Raw genomic sequence first — 16,475 nt, forward strand, 5'->3', positions numbered from 1 at the left:
CCCTCTCGGTGCGGAATTGTTCGAGGGACAGCCTACGGTCCGCTGGCTGGGCGAGGCGCGGGACGCTGCTCCGGCGCGGCCGGCAGCTCCCCGCAGAGCCCGTCGTGCTCGTACCCCTGGGGGCAGCGGGACCGGTCGGGCAGCAGCAGGTCGCAGAAGACCCGGTGCCGGTTGTTCTGATCGTCGGCGTTGGACACGGTGGTCTCGCCCGCATCCAGCTCGGGCAGGAAGCCCAGGGACACCGCGACCCGGCCGGCCAGCACGGTCGCCGCCGCCAGATTCGGCACCCGGATCGGCAGGTGGATCACGAAGCCGGCTTCGTCGTCGTCGCGGGTCCGCTCGGCGGGGCGGCCCGGCCCCCGAGCCACCTCCGTCTGCTCCGGCATCCGGCGGTACGACCGTTCGTTGATCGACTGACCGCCGACCTGCCCGCCGGCCTCGACCAGCGACCCGGGCCGGCGCGGCCGGTCGTTGGTCGGGAACTGGGTGCGGGGGATGTTGTCCGCGTCGCGCATGCACTGCCTCCGGTCGTACCTCTCGGATCATGCTTCCGGTCCGAACCCATTCGTCCGTTCCGGCCCCCGCACGGGGACGAAGGTAGGTGCGTGGTCGCCGTCCCGCCAACAGGACGCGCACAACCGGTCATCAACAGTCACATATGCGACACATCGCAGGTAGGAGATCCGACATCGGGTCGAACGGAGGTACCGCTGACCGAACCGACGGACCGCGCGGCACGGCAGGGGCGACACCGAACCAGTCATTCACCGCTACCCTTCCGGTCGGACGGTCGCTCCGCGCCCGGCCGCCCGCTCGATCACGCTCGGCGCCAGGGGTGGCGGCGGGCGCCGCACCCCCGGGGGAAAGACGATGACCCAACCGCCCAGCGGCGACCAGGCCGGCAGATCCGCCCACCCGCCGGCTCACCCGGATTCCGCCGGTCAGCCCGGCGCTCAGGCCATCCCCGGCCAGACCGCCCCCGCCGCGCCGACCGGGCAGCTCGCTCTCCCCGCATCCCCCGCCCAACTGGCGCTCCCCGCTCAGCCGGAGGGTCCCGCTCAACCAGCCGGTCCCACCCAGCAGGCCTTCCCCGGACAGCAGCCCTTCCCCGGACAGCCCGCCGGTCTCGGACAGCAGGCCTTCCCCGGACAGCCTGGCGGCGGCGCTGGCGGTGCCGGGCAGCCGGAAGGGCCGGGCGGCTCCTTGTCCGCCGGGGCACCGGCGCAGCCGGGCACCCCGGACCCTGCGGCGATCCCGCCAGCCCCACCCGGATACCCGCCCTACCAGGGCACGGCCGAGCCGAAGAAGAAGCGCGGCCTGCTGATCGCGGCCATCGCCCTGGTCGTGATCATGGTGCTCTGCGTGGGGGGCGGTGTGGTGGCGTTCCTGACCCTGCGCAATGCCGAGACCGGTGAGGGCGCCAAGGAGCCTGCGGTCGCCGTCGACGAGTTCCTCACCGCGGTCTACAAGGATCGCGACGTCACCAAGGCGGCCAGTCGCGTCTGCGCCGCCTCCCGCGACGACGAGAAGATTGCCGCAAAGGTGGCCGAGGTGCAGAAGTACGCCTCCACGTACCAGAACCCGCGCTTCCGGTGGACCACCCCGAAGGTGGACAACCAGACCGGGGACCGGGCCACCGTCTCCACCCGGCTCACCATGACCACCTCGGACGAGAAGGTGGCCGACCAGGACCTGCGCTTCACGGTGGTGCAGAAGACGGGTTGGTGGGTCTGCGAGGTCGCGTGACCGCCGGGCCTGGATAGGCTCGACGGGTGTGTGCAGCTGAGCGGCCGATCGAGCCGGCCGGTACCGGATGGTCCGCCCGCCTTCACGTGGTGACCGGCAAGGGCGGCACCGGCAAGACGAGCGTGGCGGCGGCCCTGGCCCTCGCGCTCGCCGCCGGTGGTCGGCGCACCCTGCTGGTCGAGGTCGAGGGGCGGCAGGGCATCGCCCAGCTCTTCGGCATCGACCCGCTGCCCTACGAGGAGCGACACCTCGCCGACGCACCGGACGGCGGTGAGGTGCGCGCCCTCGCGGTGGACGCCGAGGAAGCGCTGCTCGAATACCTCGACATGTTCTACAAGCTGGGCGCGGCGGGCCGGGCACTACGCAAGCTCGGTGCCATCGACTTCGCCACCACCATCGCGCCAGGTCTGCGGGACGTGCTGCTCACCGGCAAGGTGAAGGAGGCCACCACCCGCACCTCCGGGCAGCGGCGCGCGTACGACGCGGTGGTGTTGGACGCCCCACCGACAGGGCGGATCGGTCGGTTCCTCAACGTGACGGCGGAGACGGCCCGGCTGGCCAAGGTCGGCCCGATCAAGACCCAGAGCGATGGGGTCGCCGCGCTGTTGCGCTCCCCGATGACCGCGGTGCACGTGGTCACGCTGCTGGAGGAGATGCCGGTACAGGAGACGGTGGACGCGATCGCCGACCTGACCTCGCTCGGCTTCGGCATCGGAAAGGTAATCGTCAACGGCACCCGCCCTCCGCTGCCGGCTGGCCGGGCGGTCACCGCCGCGGAGCTGAAGCGTGGGCTGGTCGCCGCCGGGCTGCCGGCCGATCGGGACACCGTGGCCGGCTTGCACAACGAGGCGCGTGACCAGCTCATCCGGCGCGAACTGGAGGATTCGCTCCGCGCCGACCTGGTGGAGTTGGGGCTGCCGATGATCGAGCTTCCGTTGCTGCCCGACGGGGTGGACCGGGCGGGGCTCGCGACACTGGCCCAGGCCCTCCTCCGCGCCGATTGACTCACACCTGAGCTCAGCACGGGCGCATGGACCCACGCGGCCCGATACGCTCGATTGGTGCCTTCCGAAGACGCGGCGCCGCAGCTGGACGTCGACCAGATCATCGCCGACCCGGGCGTGCGGATCGTCGTGTGCTGCGGAGCCGGCGGGGTGGGAAAGACGACCACGGCCGCGGCGCTGGCGCTGCGGGCCGCCGAGCACCACGGCCGGCGCACGGTGGTGCTCACCATCGACCCGGCCCGCCGGCTGGCCCAGTCGCTGGGCCTGAACGAGCTGGACAACACCCCTCGCCAGGTCAAGGGGATCGACGTCGAGAACAGCGGCGGCGAGCTGCACGCCATGATGCTGGACATGAAGCGCACCTTCGACGACGTGGTGTTGCAGCACACCGATCCGACGAAGGCCGCAGAGATCTTTGCGAACCCGTTCTACCAGGCGATGAGCTCGACCTTCGCCGGCACGCAGGAATACATGGCGATGGAGAAGCTGGGTCAGCTGCACGCCCGGGGCGAATGGGACCTGATCGTGGTGGACACGCCACCGTCCCGCTCGGCACTGGATTTCCTGGACGCGCCCGCCCGGCTCTCCCGTTTCCTCGACGGCCGGATGCTGCGACTGCTGCTGGCCCCGGCGCGCAGCGGCGGTCGGAGCATGTTCAGCCTGGTCACGGCCTCGTTCGGGATGTTCTCGAAGGTGGTGCAGAAGGTGCTCGGCGCACAGCTGCTCACCGACCTGTCGGGCTTCGTGGCCGCACTGGATTCGATGTTCGGCGGTTTCCGGCAGCGGGCCGAGCAGACGTACCGGATCCTCCAGGCGCGGGAGACGGCCTTCCTGCTGGTCGCGGCACCGGAGCCGGACGCGGTCCGGGAGGCCGCCTACTTCGCTGGCCGTTTGCGGGACGAGCGGATGCCGCTGGCCGGCCTGGTGCTCAACCGGGTGCACCGACTGACGGTGCCGGAGTTGGACGCCGAGCAGAGCCGGGTCGCCGCCGAGCGGCTGACCGAGCTGGGTGGGCATGAGGCCACCGCCGATGTGCTGCGGGCGCACGCGGCGCTGGCACGTCAGGCGGTACGCGAGCAGCAGGTCGCCGCCCGGTTCACCGAGGCGTTCCCGACGGTGCCGGCGGTGTCGGTCGCGGCGCAGCCCGCCGACGTGCACGACGTCGACGGGCTACGAACGATCGGCGCGGCGATCAGCCGGGCATGACCGGCGTCAGTTGACCGCACTGACGAGGATCTTGTCCTTGCCGGCCTTGTCCTTGCTGTTCTTCTTCATCGCGGCCTCGAACATCTTGCGCCAGCTCGTCACCTGCGGGTGACGACGCAGCAGCGCCCGCCGTTCGCGTTCGGTCATGCCACCCCACACACCGAACTCGATCCGGTTGTCCAATGCGTCGGCCAGGCACTCGTACCGAACTGGGCAGCTCCGGCAGATCCGCTTCGCCACGTTCTGTTCGGCACCCTGTACGAACAACGCGTCCGGGTCCCCGTTCTGACATGCCGCCAGCGACGGCCAGTCAGTGATCATGCCCATGTGTCCACGTCCCCCCTTGCAGTACCTACCGACCTCGTCGATGCACGTCAGCCGGCAATTCCCCCCGATCGCCCGGCCCGCCTTCCCCAAGGCAGCGCGGACGACATGTGGCGCTGTCGCCGCCCCCATCATGCTCTGTAGTCGACTGATTACGCAACGTTGTCGGCGAAATCCATCATTCCGGACTTTCCCGGCTTCCCGGGCCTTCGGCCGCCGGTTACCCCGCCGAGGTCAGCGATAACGCTGCGCCGCCTCCTTGAATCGGAGGAGACTCACGCCAGGTCACACGCAACCAAGCACCGGGGGTCGTGCGTTTAGCACAACGAGGGCAGCGCACGCAGGAAATGGGGAAAGAACGCCCCAGCGCTCCTCGTTCCCTACTCGCGTACCCTGCTGAGGTGACCTGGATGCGGAAACGTGACCACAATGTGCTGACCAACGCCGCATCGCTGCTCGTATGTGGCCTGTTGGCCGGCGTGGTGGTCGCTGCGGCGGCCTTCCCCGCAGTGGCGATGTCCGGCTTGGCCGCAAAGGCCGGCGCCAAGACATTCGGCGCCCTACCCACGGAGCTGACGGTGGCCCGCGCGCCGCAGATCAGCTACCTGCTGGCCTCGGACGGCAAGACACCGCTGGCGACGATGTACGACGAGAACCGGCGCGACGCGAAGTTCGCCGACATCTCACCGTTCATGCAGAAGGCCATCATCGCGGCCGAGGACCATGACTTCTACAAGCACAACGGCGTCGACATCAACGGTGTCGCCCGCGCGTTCGTCAACAACCAGAACGATAGCGCCGGCCGGCAGGGCGCCTCGACGCTGACCATGCAGTACGTCCGGCTGGCCATCGCCTACTCGGCAACCCACCCGGCCGACGTGGTCGCGGCGACCGAGGACACCAGCGCCCGCAAGCTCCGCGAGATGCGGCTGGCCCTTCAGGTCGACAAGGAATTCTCCAAGGACGAGATCCTGACCCGCTACCTCAACCTCGCCTCGTTCGGCAACGGCGCGTACGGCATCTACGCCGCCAGCCAGGTCTACTTCGGTAAGCCGCCGAGCAAGCTCAAGATCGAGGAAGCGGCGCTGCTGGCCGGCATGGTCAAGGCACCGACGACGAACGACCCGACCACCAAGGCGGGCTACCCACTCGCTCTGGAACGGCGCGACTACGTCATCGACAACATGGTCGAGACCAAGGCCATCACCCAACAGGAGGCCGACGCGGCCAAGGCCGTCAAGCTGGTGGTGAAGGACAAGCGCACCCCGAACGGCTGCGTCGCCGCGAACGTCAACAGCTGGGGCTTCTTCTGCGACTACTTCTACCGCTGGTGGATGCAGCAGGAGACGTTCGGCTCGACCACGTACGACCGGGAGCGGCGGCTGAAGAGCGGCGGCTACACCGTCGTGACGTCGATCGACGTCCAGGCGCAGAGAGGCGCGGACGCGGCGGTCCGCAGGGCCAAGAAAGAAACCAGCAAGGAAGCCGCCATGGTCGCGGTGGTCGAGCCCGGCACCGGCCGGGTGCGGGCGCTCGCCGTCAACCGACAGTTCAAGCTCGACGACCCGAAGAGCCCGAGCAACAAGATCTCCAGTGATCCGGCGAAGAGCAGGAAGGGCATCCGGGGCAACTACCCGGCGACCGTCAACCCGCTGCTCACCGGCGGCGACGGCATCACCGGCTACCAGGCCGGCTCGACCTTCAAGATCTTCAGCATCGTGGCGGCGCTGGAGAAGGGCATTCCGCTCAGCTATCCGTTCAACGCGCCGCAGCAGTTCAAGTCGGAATACATCATCGACAGCAGCAGCCCGGCGGCCTGCAAGGGGACGCACTTCTACTGCCCGACCAACTCCGGCCTGAAGGCCGGCGGCGTGCAGAACATGTGGAGCGCGTTCGCCCAGTCGGTCAACACCTACTTCGTCCCGCTCCAGCAGCAGGTCGGGGCGGAGAACGTGGTCGATGCCGCCAGGCGGGCCGGCATCCAGTTCCGGGCCAGCAACGACGCCAAGTTCGCCGGCACCAAGGAGGCCGCCCACCAGTGGGGCGCCTTCACCCTGGGCGTCTCCTCGACCACGCCGCTGGACCTGGCCAACGCTTACGCCACCTTCGCGGCGGACGGCAAGTACTGCGAGCCGATCCCGGTGCAGGAGATCCGGGACCCGGAGGGCAAGAAGCTGGACATCGCCAACCCGCGCTGCGAGAAGCGGTTCAGCACCGACGTGGCGCGGGCCGCCGTGGACGCAGCCCGCTGCCCGGTCGGCGACAACTCCAGGACCAGCAAGTGCGGCGGCAGCCGCACGGCCGCCGTGGTGAAGGGCATCGTCGACGCGCCGGTGGCCGGCAAGTCCGGCACCACCGACTCGGAGAAGACCGCCGCCCTGGTCGCGATGACCAAGCAGTACGCGGTGGCCGGCATCATGGCCGACCCGGACTGGCCGCAGACCAACGTCAAGATGAAGCACAAGGAGAAGGACGGCATCAACCCGCCGGTGTACGAGACGCTGCGGGACGCGATGAAGGGCAAGCCCCGCGTCAACTTCGAACCGCCGGGCCAAAAGATCTCCGAAGGTGACCAGCGGAGCATCCCCGATGTGAAGTGCCAGCCGGTGGACACTGCGAAGTCCCGACTCAAGGGCGCGGGCTTCGAGCCGGTCGTCTCCGACACGAAGGTGGCGTCCACCTGCCCGGCTGGCACCGCCGCCGGCACCAGCCCGGACGGGCGCACCATCAAGGGCGGCCTGGTCACCATCGAGGTCAGCAACGGTCCGGCCGGCAACACGCCGAGCACCCCCAACGGGCCGGGCCAGCCTGGCAACACGCCCGGCCGTCCCGGCCGCCCCGGCGGCTGAACCGACCAGTAGGACACAACGGGCGGGCACCCTCTCCGGGTGCCCGCCCGTTCGTTCATCCGGACTAACAGCTGACCACGGCTGGCGCCGCTGATCGAGGTGCCGATGGGTCAGAGGCCGAGCTGTCGGCGTACCTCGGCGGCCACCCGGCCACCCTCGGCCTGGCCCGCCACCGCGGCCTGGGCCGCCTTCATCGCCGGGCCCATCTGGGTCTTGCCGGTGAAGCCGCCCGCGGCGAGCGCCCCCGACACCAGCTCGGTCAGGTCGGCGTCCGAGAGCTGCTTGGGCAGGTAGCGGTCCAACACCTCACCCTCAGCGGTCTCCTTCGCGGCCTGCTCGGCGCGGCCCGCGTCGCCGAAGGCGGTGGCCGCCTCCCGGCGCTTCTTGGCCTCCTTGGTCAGCACCGCGAGCACCTCGTCATCGGTGAGCTCGCGCTTGGCCTTGCCAGCGACCTCGGCGGTGCCGACGGCGGCCAGGGCCATCCGCAGCGTGGAGGTGGTCAGCTCGTCGCGCGCCTTGAGCGCGGAACGCATGTCGGCAGTGAGGCGGTCCTTCAGCGTGCTCATGGACGGTCAAACTACCCTGAACGCCATGCGAAAGCGCACACTATTCCGGCTCGCCGCCGGAACCGCCACGATCGGCGCGGCCACCCTCGCGTACGCGTCGCTCATCGAGCGCAACATGTTCACCCTGCGGCGGTACGACGTGCCGGTGCTCCCGGCCGACGCGGAGCCGCTGCGCGTGCTGCACCTGTCGGACCTGCACATGATGCCCGACCAGGCGCGCAAGCAGCGCTGGGTGGCGTCGCTGGCCGCCCTCGACCCCGACCTGGTGGTGGTGACCGGCGACAACATGGCGCACCCGGGCGCGGTGCCCGGAGTGCTGCGGGCCCTGGAGCCGCTGCTGGACTACCCGGGAGCGTTCGTGTTCGGCTCCAACGACTACACGGGGCCGGTCCTCAAGAACCCGTTCACCTACTTCCTGCCCGACCGGGAGTACACCGAGGGCGTCGAGTTGCCCTACGAGGAGCTGCGCCAGGTCTTCACCGGCGCCGGCTGGGCGGATCTCAACAACGCCCGGACCACGCTGAAGGCCGGCGGGCGGCAGCTCGACCTGGTCGGCGTGGACGACCCCCACATCGACCGGGACGACTACCCCTCCGTGGCTGGTGCGGTCTCGTCCTCGGCCGACCTGTCCATCGCGCTGACGCACTCCCCTGAGCCACGGGTGCTCGACCAGATGGCCGCGGACGGCTTCGGGCTGCTGCTGGCCGGGCACACCCACGGCGGTCAGGTCTGCGTACCGGGCTTCGGGGCGCTGGTCACCAACTGTGGCCTGCCCCGCTCGATGGCGCGCGGTCTGCACCGGTGGCCGGGCTCGGACTCCTGGCTGCACGTCTCCGCGGGCCTCGGCACCCACCCGACCGCCCCGGTCCGCTTCGCCTGCCCCCCGGAGGCCAGCATCCTCACGCTCATCCCCCGCTGACCAAGGCGCCGAGCCCCCCGGCGCGCCTGCCGCCCAAGATCTGCGCAACATCAGGGATGTTGCTGCCTCGGCGTGTCGTGAGGCAGCAACATCCCGGAAGCTGTGCGGATCTTGGCCCCTCCGGGCGGGGTCAGGCCGGGGCCGGGCGGCGGGGGTACCGAGTTTGACCATCGGGGCGGGTGGGCTACTATTTGTCGGCACGCCTCGGGGTGTGGCGCAGCTTGGTAGCGCGCTTCGTTCGGGACGAAGAGGTCGTCGGTTCGAATCCGGCCACCCCGACCAGAGGTAACAGCAGGTCAAGGCCCCTCATCCGAGGGGCCTTGATTCGTTTCGGCGATGGCTGCTCACCCGGAGGCAACCGAAATGGCCCTTGACCAGCTTTCTGCTGATCAAGGGCCATTGCTGCACCTGGTGACGGACACAGGATCCGAAACCTCTGAAGCTTCCGCGACGGATCTACAGACCGCCCAGTGGCGGCGCACAGGCGACCACCCGACAGGGCCTCGAGATCAACCGGCCCGCTCCGATGGCTGCCGGGATGATCAGCGGATTCCGATGGCGAGCTGCGTGTTGACCTGACGGACCTGACTCGGCAGCGTGAACAGGTCGATCACGACGCCCACGCCCACGATGCCGCCGGTGAACAGGTAGAGCAGACCCCGTCCGGTCTTGCCGAGGTAGAACTGATGGCCGCCGAAGATGCCGAGCAGCAACCAGAACAGGTAGGCGATACCGGTCTGCTTCTGCCGAACGTGCACGAGCATCGGCTGAGACATTGATGTACTCCAGATCTATCAGGGTGGGTGTAAGCGGGCCGACGCATGGTTGCCATTTTTGCCGGCGGTTCTGCGCGCTTCTGGGAACAGTTTTCGCTGGCCAGATGGCCCACAGCGCAGCAGAGCCTAATTGGCAAGATCATCGCCGTGATATCGGCCGTAGGGGCTGTGGGACTTCGGAATCCGGTGAGCAAGATCAACTAGCGGGCGAAACTTGTGGACAGCCGGTCCGCCCGCGTTGACCGATCCGGCGACCAGCACAGGCGCACGTGGGACCTACGGAATGCTGCCGCCAGCCACGGCGTCGCAGGGCGGGCAGCCGGGAGCGACGCCAGTGGGGGAACCGCGGTGCTTGAGCCTTCCGCTGCGTCAGTCTTTACGGTCGACCGCATGGACGACATCGCACCCGAGGTAACGCGCGATATCTACGGCATGCCGGCGTTCGTCACGTTGACGGTTGCGGATATTGACCGCACCGTCGACTGGTACGTGAATGGGCTTGATTTCATCTCGCTGTTCACCATGCCCGGCCCCGACGGTGTCCCGGCGCTGGTTCATCTTCGCCGCTGGCGATACCAGGACATCCTGGTACGCAGAGGAGTCGCGCCGGTTGGCGGTGAATGGACCGTGAGCTTCATGGCAAACGCCGAGCAGTTGGATGCGGTTGGCGAGCGCGCCCGGATGCATGGCGGCGGCGTCGTTGACGGACCAACCGCAACGCCGTGGAACACCCGCGACCTGCGGCTGACTGACCCGGACGGGTACACGGTCGTCTACACCGCCCGCCGTCCCGAAGGAGAGCGTGATGAGCGCTTCAACGCGATGATGGAGCGGGAGTCCCGCCGGCAGCTCAGTAGCTAGAAGGCAGTTGGGGCCGTCGGCGTGCGAAGAGGAACGCCCCTCGCCTGCTGTCATCCGGGCTGTGCAGCATCCGGGCCTCGACAGCGAACCCGGCGTCGCTGAGCCAGGCTGCGACCCGGTCGGGCGGACGGCGGTGCACGTACACGTTCATCGGGTGACCGCCATAGCCCTCCGTCTTCAGCCGGTGCTCGTCGCCGACGTGGAAGGCGAGCAGCAGCGCGCCATCGGGACGCAGCACCCGGTGGAAATGCGCCAGGACGGCGGGCACCTCGTCGTCGGGGACGTGGATGAGTGAGAACCAGGCCAGAATGCCGGCGACCGACGAGTCGCTGAGGTCGAGGTCCGTCATGGAGCCCACCTCGAACCGCAGTTCGGGATGGTCGCGCCGGGCGATATCGATCATCGCGGGCGAGAGGTCGATGCCGAAGGCGTCGACACCGAGACCCTTGAGGTACGCGGTGATCCGTCCCGGTCCGCAACCGATGTCGGCGACTGGGCCCTCGCCGCTGGTCCGGGCCAGTTCGGCGAACAACGCCAGGACTGCCCGCTCGTATGGCGCGTCGGAGAGTGCGTCCCGCAGCAGGTCGGCGTAGCTTCCCGCCACCGTGTCGTAGGACGCCCGGGTGTCGGCGAGCCAACCGTCGGCACTCATCCCCGGCACAGTAATCCAGTGATCAGCAATGCGCTGCCCTCGACGGAGTCGTGCTGGGTACAGAGTGCACAGCGGACACCCGAGACCGACACCTGGAACCTGATCGCGAGGTGAACTGCCGGCACGGGTGACGTTGACGGGATGTCCCGCTGACTAGCATCGACTGCGATGGAGCTGCTGGAGCGCACGGATGCGCTCGCCACCCTGGATGGGCTGCTGGCCTCCCCCGGCGGCGCGATCGCCCTCGTCGCGGGCGAGGCCGGTGCCGGCAAGTCCGCCCTGGTCGGGGCGTTCGCCGCGACGACCAGGGCCAGGGTGCTCTGGGGCAGCTGCGACCCGTTGCTGACGCCGCGAGCGCTCGGCCCACTGCACGATGTCGCCCGCCAGGTGGGCGGGATGCTCGCGGACCGGCTGGCCGCGCTGCACGCGGTGGCGGAGGCGGAACGCCGGGGTGCCGTGTTCGACGCGCTCCTCGACGAGCTGACGGATCCCCGGCCCGGCCGCCGGACGGTGATGGTGGTGGAGGACGCGCACTGGGCGGACGGGGCCACCCTGGACCTGATCGCGTACCTGGGGAGGCGGCTGACCCGACACCCGGCGCTGCTCGTGCTGACCCTGCGCGACGACGAGGTCGGGGCGGAGCATCCACTGCACGCGGTGCTCGCGGGCCTGCCCCGTCCGCAGGTTCGACGGGTGCCGCTGCCGGCGCTGTCGACCGACGCCGTCGCGGCGTTGGCCCGCGCCGCCGGCCGCGCCCCGGCCGGGTTGTACCAGGCCACCGGCGGCAACCCGCTGCTGGTCACCGAGGTGCTGGCCGCAGCCGGCCCGGGGGTGCCGCCGACCGTACGCGATCTGGTGTTGGCCCGGCTGGCCGTGCTGCCGGCACCGGCCCGGGAGGTCGCTGCCCTGGTTTCGGTGGTCCCGTCCCGGGCCGAGCCGTACCTGCTCGACGATCACCCGCCGGACGCCGTGCAGGAATGCCTGGACCGGGGGGTGCTGGTGTCGGTGGGCAACGCGGTGGCGTTCCGGCACGAGCTGCTGGGTCGGGCGGTACGCGAGTCGCTGTCCCCGGTCCGGCGGGTGGCGCTGCACGCCGCCGTGCTGGCCCGCCTCACCGCACGCGCCGACGTGGACGTCGCCCGGCTGGTGCACCACGCGCACCACGCCGACGATCCGGCGGCCGTGCTGCGCTGGGCGCCCGTGGCGGCCGAGCGGGCCAGCCGGGCGGGCGCCCACCGGCAGGCGGCGGACCACTACGCCGTCGCGCTTCCGCACGCCGCGGGCCTGCCCCCACCGCGCCGGGCGGAGCTGCTGGAGGCGTACGCGACGGCGGCGTACCTGGCCGGGTTTGCCGCCCGGGCGCTGGACGCCTGCCGGGACGCGCTGGCCCTGCGGGAGGCCGACGGCGACCCGCTGCGGATCGGCGAGAACCTGCGCTGGGTGTCCCGCCTGTGTTGGTGGACCGGGGACAGCCCGGCGGCCCGTGCGGCGGGCACCCGTGCGGTCCAGGTGCTGGAATCGGCTCCTGCCGGTAGGCAGCTGGCGATGGCCTACAGCAACATGTCGCAGCTGCTCATGCTCGCCGACGACAATCGCCGAGCCATCGACTGGGGTGACCGGGCCCGGGAGTTGGCCCGCCGGCTCGGCGACGTCGAGACCGAGGCGCACGCCCTGGTCAACGTCGGCTCGGCGAGTCTTCAGGGCGGGGACGTCGCCGGCCTCGTCGAGCTGGAACGTGGGTACGCCCTGGCCGTCGCACACCACCTCGATGACCACGCGGCACGCGCGTTGGTCAACATGGCCACCATGGCCGTGGAGTGGCACCGGCTCACCCCGGCCGCCGAGGCCCTGGACCGGGCGTTGCGGTTCACCACCAGCCGGGACCTCGACGGGTACGCCCGGCACCTGCTGGGCTACCGGGCCCGGTTGCGATTGACGACCGGTGACTGGGCCGGCGCGCGCTCCGACGCCGAGCGGGCGCTGGCCGGTGACACGCAGCCCGGCGGGAGCCTCGTCCCGGCCCTGGTCGCGCTGGGCCGGCTCGGTGCCCGCCGCGACGAGCCGACCACGCACCTGGACACGGCGGCACGTTGGGCGGTGCAGAGCCAGGAACTCCAGTTCGTGGTGCCGGTCGCGGCGGCGCTGGCGGAACAGCAGTGGCTGGCCGGTGAGCCGGGGCTGGCGGTCGCCGAGCTACGGCGTGCGTACCAGCTCGCGATCGAGGCGGGCCAACCCTGGTTCGCCGGGGAGTTGGCGTACTGGCTGTGGCGGGTCGGCGAGCCGGTCGAGGACACCGGGGCGCTGGCGTCGCCGTACCAGCGGCTGATCGAGGGCGACTGGGCAGGTGCCGCCGAGGAGTGGCGGCAACTCGGCTGCGCGTACTCCCGGGTCGAGGCGCTGGCCTGCGGCGACGGCCCGGCGGCCGGCGAAGCGCTGCGGATCCTGGACGGTCTGGGTGCGGTGGCCGTGGCCCGACGGGTCCGGGCCGACCTGCGCGGACGTGGCATGGCCCGGGTGCCGAGGGGGCCGCGACCGGCCACGGCCGCGCACCCGACAGGTCTGACCGCGCGGCAACGGGAGGTGCTCGCGCTGCTCGCCGACGGGCTCAGCAACGCGGAGATCGCCGCCCGACTGTCGCTCTCCACCCGGACCGTCGACCACCACGTGTCGGCGGTGCTGGTCAAGCTCGCGGTGCCCAGCCGGGGCCAGGCGGCCGCGACGGCCCGCCGGCAGGGCCTGGTGCCGCCAACATAGGTGTTTCTGCCGATCCCCGAGGGTGCCACGACACCTAGCGTCGATGGCACAACGAACCATCCAAGGGGGACCACCGATGACCACCGCACTCGATCTCAACGCCGTGAAGGCACGCCAGCAGGTGACCTGGGCCAGCGGCGACTACGGCGCGGTCGCCGCGCTCATCCACCCGATCTCCGAGTTGCTGGTGACCGCGGCCGACCTGTCGGCCGGCGCCCGGGTGCTGGACGTGGCGACCGGCTCCGGCAACGCCGCCATCGCCGCCGCCCGCTGCGGCTGCGTCGTGACCGGCGTCGACTACGTACCCGAACTGTTGGAACGGGGCCACGCGCGGGCCGCGGCGGAACGGCTCCCGGTCACGTTCGTGACCGGGGACGCGGAGCGCCTGGCGTACGCCGATGGCTCCTTCGACGCGGTGCTCTCCGTCGTCGGCGTGATGTTCGCGCCGGACCAGGAGCGGGCGGCGGCCGAGCTGGTCCGGGTCTGCCGTCCCGGCGGCACGGTGGCCCTGGCGTCGTGGACGCCGCAGGGGTTCATCGGCGACCTGTTCCGCACGGTGGGGCGGCATGTGCCGCCGCCGGCAGGGCTGCGCCCGCCGGTGCAGTGGGGCGACGAGGGCCGGGTCCGCGAGCTGCTCGGCGGGGCCGTGGGCGACCTGCGGACGGTACGCCGGGAGTTCGTCTTCCGCTTCGGCACACCGGAGGAGTTCGCGGACTTCTTCCAGGCCAACTACGGGCCGACGTTGAAGGCGTTCGAGGCGCTACCGGAGGAACGCCGGCCGGAGCTGCACGCCGACCTGGTGGAGCTGGCGCGAAGCCACAACCGGGCCACCGACGCCACGGTGCGGATCCCGGCGGAATACCTGGAGGTCGTGGCGCAGCGGACCGCCGACCCGGCCTGACGCGCGTCAGTCCTGTCGTTCGGTGCGTTCGATCTCGGTGAACGCGGCGGCCAGGTAGTCGTCCAGCGGGACGCTGGTCGCCGCCAACAGATCGGCCACGAGCAGCGGGGCGTGCCGGGCCAGGGCCGACGCGTCCGGACGCGACTCGTCGCCCTCGGGGTCGTACACCCCCAGCGCGCCGGCCAGCAGGACGAGCACCACGTGCGGGTCCACGTCCGAACGCCACCGCGTCGCGGCCTGCACGCAGCGGGTCAACACCTGGCGAATGTCGTCGCCGGTCAGCCCCTCGGGATGGCCCTCCTCCAGCAGCAACCGGACCACCGCTCCGAGCACCAGGCCGGACCGCTCGTCCGCGGCGAGCCCGCCGACCGCCTCGTCGTACGCCTGACCGTCACGTGCCTGGGCGGCGGCGACGGCCGCGGTGGCGGTCACCGCGATGGCGCGGGCGGTAGCGGGCAGGTGTCGCCAGGTGCCGGTCATCGGGAGAGCATCGCAGACCCGGCGGACACCGACTGATCCCGATCGAGTCGAGTGGATCATCGTGGGATTGGTCACCCCACGGCCCCCGGCAACGGCGGGGCGCGGTCAAAACGGTTCGCGCGACGTCACACCCGACGAACAGAATGCGGGACATGCTGCGTCGTGCCCTGCCCCGCCGTTCGGAAGCTCGCCGGATCCTCCTCGGCACCCTGCTGTCGGCCATCGGGCGCGGCCTGACCCTGCCGTTCCTGTTCATCTACCTCACCGACGTACGCGGGCTCACCGACACCCGTGCCGGGCTCGTGATCGGCTGGTACGGCGCGGTCACCCTGGCTCTGTCGCCGCTGGGCGGGACGCTGATCGACCGGATCGGCGCCCGCCGGGTGGTGGTGCCCTGCCTGCTGATCGAGGCGGTCGGCACCGGCTCTCTCGCGCTGGTCAACTCGACCGGGTCGGCTCTGCTCGTGATGACGGTCATCGCCATCGGCAGCTCGGCGATCTGGTCCGGGCAGAACACGATCCTCGCGTCCCTGACCGACGACGATGAGCGGCAACGCGTCTTCGGGCTGAACTTCGCCCTGCTCAACCTTGGTATCGGCATCGGTGGCATGACCTCCGGCGCGATCGTCGACACCGCCCGGCCCGGCACGTTCCAGACGATCTACCTGCTGGACGCGGTGACCTATCTGCTGCCGGCGCTGATCCTGCTCACCCTGCCCACCGTGGGCCACCGACTCGGCAACCGCCGAGGCGTCGACGAGCCGTCGCACGGCGGCTACCTGACCGTGCTCCGGGACCGCCCGTTCCGGCGACTGGTGATCTTCGGACTGGTCCTCACCACCTGCGGGTACGCGCAGATCGAGGTGGGCTTCGCCGCGTACGCGGTGCGGGTGGTCGAGGTGAACCCCCGAGTGGTGGCCTGGGCGCTTGCGGCCAACACCGTGATGATCGTGCTCGCGCAACTGCTGGTGATCGGTCGGATCGAGGGGCGCAGCCGTACCCGGGCGTTGGCCGTGGTGGGTGCGGTGTTCGCCGCCGCCTGGTTGGTCCTCGGCGCGGCCGGCCTGGTCAGCGGTGAAAGCGCCCTGATGGCCGCCCTGTGCGTGGTGGCCTGCTCGGCGATCTTCGGCTTCGGCGAGACGATGCTGTCGCCGGTGATGCCCGCGCTGACCAACGCGCTGGCCACGGACGAGCTACGCGGCCGGTACAACGCGATGAGTTCGATGATCTTCGGGATCAGCGGTGTGATCGGCCCGGTGACCGCCGGCCCGCTCATCGGCGCCGCCGACGGCAAGGTCTGGGTGGCGACGGTGGTCGGCGGCTGCCTGGTCGCCTCGCTGGTCGCGCTCTCCCTGCGCCGACTGCTCAGCGCGGAACAGGACGGCCGCGCAACGCCCGCCCTGGCGTCCCCCGCCCCGGCCCCCACCCCCGCCTGAC

General features: G+C 70.7%; 15 protein-coding genes and 1 tRNA gene. 10 read left to right on the forward strand and 6 right to left on the reverse strand.

Annotated features, from left to right (window positions below; genetic code table 11):
- Positions 1-32: 32 nt before the first annotated feature.
- Complete coding sequence (locus PCA76_RS31230; protein WP_272614060.1) at positions 33-515, reverse strand: hypothetical protein; 483 nt, start codon at positions 513-515, stop codon at positions 33-35.
- Between the two features lie 688 nt (positions 516-1,203).
- Here PCA76_RS31230 and PCA76_RS31235 point away from each other — a divergent pair.
- The 3 genes from PCA76_RS31235 to PCA76_RS31245 are packed head-to-tail and all read left to right on the forward strand — an operon-like array spanning position 1,204 to position 3,956.
- Complete coding sequence (locus tag PCA76_RS31235) at positions 1,204-1,746, forward strand: Rv0361 family membrane protein (RefSeq protein ID WP_272619765.1); 543 nt, start codon at positions 1,204-1,206, stop codon at positions 1,744-1,746.
- A gap of 26 nt (positions 1,747-1,772) precedes the next feature.
- Positions 1,773-2,750 carry an ArsA-related P-loop ATPase gene (locus PCA76_RS31240; RefSeq protein ID WP_272614062.1) on the forward strand — a complete coding sequence of 326 codons (978 nt, stop codon included), beginning with the start codon at positions 1,773-1,775 and terminating at the stop codon, positions 2,748-2,750.
- Between the two features lie 54 nt (positions 2,751-2,804).
- The gene (locus tag PCA76_RS31245) at positions 2,805-3,956 is read left to right on the forward strand and encodes an ArsA family ATPase (protein WP_272614064.1); all 1,152 of its coding nucleotides are present in this window, start codon (positions 2,805-2,807) and stop codon (positions 3,954-3,956) included.
- Between the two features lie 6 nt (positions 3,957-3,962).
- On the opposite strand, the gene PCA76_RS31250 is transcribed toward PCA76_RS31245, so the two are convergent.
- Complete coding sequence (locus tag PCA76_RS31250) at positions 3,963-4,283, reverse strand: WhiB family transcriptional regulator (RefSeq protein ID WP_272614066.1); 321 nt, start codon at positions 4,281-4,283, stop codon at positions 3,963-3,965.
- Positions 4,284-4,690: 407 nt separating this feature from the next.
- On the opposite strand from PCA76_RS31250, the gene PCA76_RS31255 reads away from it, so the two are divergent.
- Entirely contained in the window at positions 4,691-7,129 is a 2,439-nt protein-coding gene (locus PCA76_RS31255; protein ID WP_272614067.1) for a penicillin-binding protein, read from the forward strand.
- Positions 7,130-7,239: 110 nt separating this feature from the next.
- Here the strand turns inward: PCA76_RS31255 and PCA76_RS31260 are convergent, their stop codons facing one another.
- Positions 7,240-7,695 (reverse strand): GatB/YqeY domain-containing protein, encoded by a 456-nt coding sequence (locus PCA76_RS31260; protein WP_272614069.1) that lies wholly within the window; start codon positions 7,693-7,695, stop codon positions 7,240-7,242.
- A gap of 25 nt (positions 7,696-7,720) precedes the next feature.
- On the opposite strand from PCA76_RS31260, the gene PCA76_RS31265 reads away from it, so the two are divergent.
- Together PCA76_RS31265 and PCA76_RS31270 are read left to right on the forward strand one after the other, a co-directional pair.
- Positions 7,721-8,614: a metallophosphoesterase gene (locus tag PCA76_RS31265; RefSeq protein WP_272614070.1), complete on the forward strand. Its 894-nt coding sequence runs from the start codon at positions 7,721-7,723 to the stop codon at positions 8,612-8,614.
- A 205-nt stretch (positions 8,615-8,819) separates the two neighbouring features.
- A tRNA-Pro gene (locus PCA76_RS31270) sits at positions 8,820-8,896 on the forward strand.
- Positions 8,897-9,156: 260 nt separating this feature from the next.
- On the opposite strand, the gene PCA76_RS31275 is transcribed toward PCA76_RS31270, so the two are convergent.
- Positions 9,157-9,378: a TM2 domain-containing protein gene (locus tag PCA76_RS31275; protein WP_272614071.1), complete on the reverse strand. Its 222-nt coding sequence runs from the start codon at positions 9,376-9,378 to the stop codon at positions 9,157-9,159.
- Between the two features lie 402 nt (positions 9,379-9,780).
- Here PCA76_RS31275 and PCA76_RS31280 point away from each other — a divergent pair, with 402 nt between their 5' ends.
- Positions 9,781-10,251, forward strand: coding sequence for a VOC family protein (locus tag PCA76_RS31280; RefSeq protein ID WP_272614072.1), 471 nt, complete (start codon positions 9,781-9,783; stop codon positions 10,249-10,251).
- Here the strand turns inward: PCA76_RS31280 and PCA76_RS31285 are convergent.
- Positions 10,241-10,903, reverse strand: a complete 663-nt coding sequence (locus tag PCA76_RS31285) for a class I SAM-dependent DNA methyltransferase (protein WP_272614073.1) — start codon at positions 10,901-10,903, stop codon at positions 10,241-10,243. The two genes, PCA76_RS31280 and PCA76_RS31285, sit on opposite strands and share 11 nt — an antisense overlap.
- Positions 10,904-11,071: 168 nt before the next feature.
- Here PCA76_RS31285 and PCA76_RS31290 point away from each other — a divergent pair, with 168 nt between their 5' ends.
- Both PCA76_RS31290 and PCA76_RS31295 read left to right on the forward strand, forming a co-directional pair.
- Positions 11,072-13,657 carry an ATP-binding protein gene (locus PCA76_RS31290; protein WP_272614074.1) on the forward strand — a complete coding sequence of 862 codons (2,586 nt, stop codon included), beginning with the start codon at positions 11,072-11,074 and terminating at the stop codon, positions 13,655-13,657.
- 76 nt (positions 13,658-13,733) lie between these two features.
- Complete coding sequence (locus PCA76_RS31295; protein ID WP_272614075.1) at positions 13,734-14,558, forward strand: class I SAM-dependent methyltransferase; 825 nt, start codon at positions 13,734-13,736, stop codon at positions 14,556-14,558.
- Positions 14,559-14,564: 6 nt separating this feature from the next.
- Here PCA76_RS31295 and PCA76_RS31300 read toward each other — a convergent pair whose 3' ends face one another.
- Positions 14,565-15,038 (reverse strand): hypothetical protein, encoded by a 474-nt coding sequence (locus PCA76_RS31300; protein ID WP_272614076.1) that lies wholly within the window; start codon positions 15,036-15,038, stop codon positions 14,565-14,567.
- A 152-nt stretch (positions 15,039-15,190) separates the two neighbouring features.
- On the opposite strand from PCA76_RS31300, the gene PCA76_RS31305 reads away from it, so the two are divergent.
- Positions 15,191-16,474 (forward strand): MFS transporter, encoded by a 1,284-nt coding sequence (locus PCA76_RS31305; protein ID WP_272614077.1) that lies wholly within the window; start codon positions 15,191-15,193, stop codon positions 16,472-16,474.
- Position 16,475 lies beyond the last annotated feature (1 nt).

The sequence above is a fragment of the Micromonospora sp. LH3U1 genome (genome assembly GCF_028475105.1).
Classification (GTDB): domain Bacteria; phylum Actinomycetota; class Actinomycetes; order Mycobacteriales; family Micromonosporaceae; genus Micromonospora.

Coding starts and splice junctions, on each gene's coding strand:
- PCA76_RS31230 (WP_272614060.1), bottom strand. CDS start 515: ATGCGCGACGCGGACAACATCCCCCGCACCCAGTTCCCGACCAACGAC.
- PCA76_RS31250 (WP_272614066.1), bottom strand. CDS start 4,283: ATGGGCATGATCACTGACTGGCCGTCGCTGGCGGCATGTCAGAACGGG.
- PCA76_RS31255 (WP_272614067.1), top strand. CDS start 4,691: ATGCGGAAACGTGACCACAATGTGCTGACCAACGCCGCATCGCTGCTC.
- PCA76_RS31260 (WP_272614069.1), bottom strand. CDS start 7,695: ATGAGCACGCTGAAGGACCGCCTCACTGCCGACATGCGTTCCGCGCTC.
- PCA76_RS31265 (WP_272614070.1), top strand. CDS start 7,721: ATGCGAAAGCGCACACTATTCCGGCTCGCCGCCGGAACCGCCACGATC.
- PCA76_RS31275 (WP_272614071.1), bottom strand. CDS start 9,378: ATGCTCGTGCACGTTCGGCAGAAGCAGACCGGTATCGCCTACCTGTTC.
- PCA76_RS31280 (WP_272614072.1), top strand. CDS start 9,781: ATGGACGACATCGCACCCGAGGTAACGCGCGATATCTACGGCATGCCG.
- PCA76_RS31285 (WP_272614073.1), bottom strand. CDS start 10,903: ATGAGTGCCGACGGTTGGCTCGCCGACACCCGGGCGTCCTACGACACG.
- PCA76_RS31290 (WP_272614074.1), top strand. CDS start 11,072: ATGGAGCTGCTGGAGCGCACGGATGCGCTCGCCACCCTGGATGGGCTG.
- PCA76_RS31295 (WP_272614075.1), top strand. CDS start 13,734: ATGACCACCGCACTCGATCTCAACGCCGTGAAGGCACGCCAGCAGGTG.
- PCA76_RS31300 (WP_272614076.1), bottom strand. CDS start 15,038: ATGACCGGCACCTGGCGACACCTGCCCGCTACCGCCCGCGCCATCGCG.
- PCA76_RS31305 (WP_272614077.1), top strand. CDS start 15,191: ATGCTGCGTCGTGCCCTGCCCCGCCGTTCGGAAGCTCGCCGGATCCTC.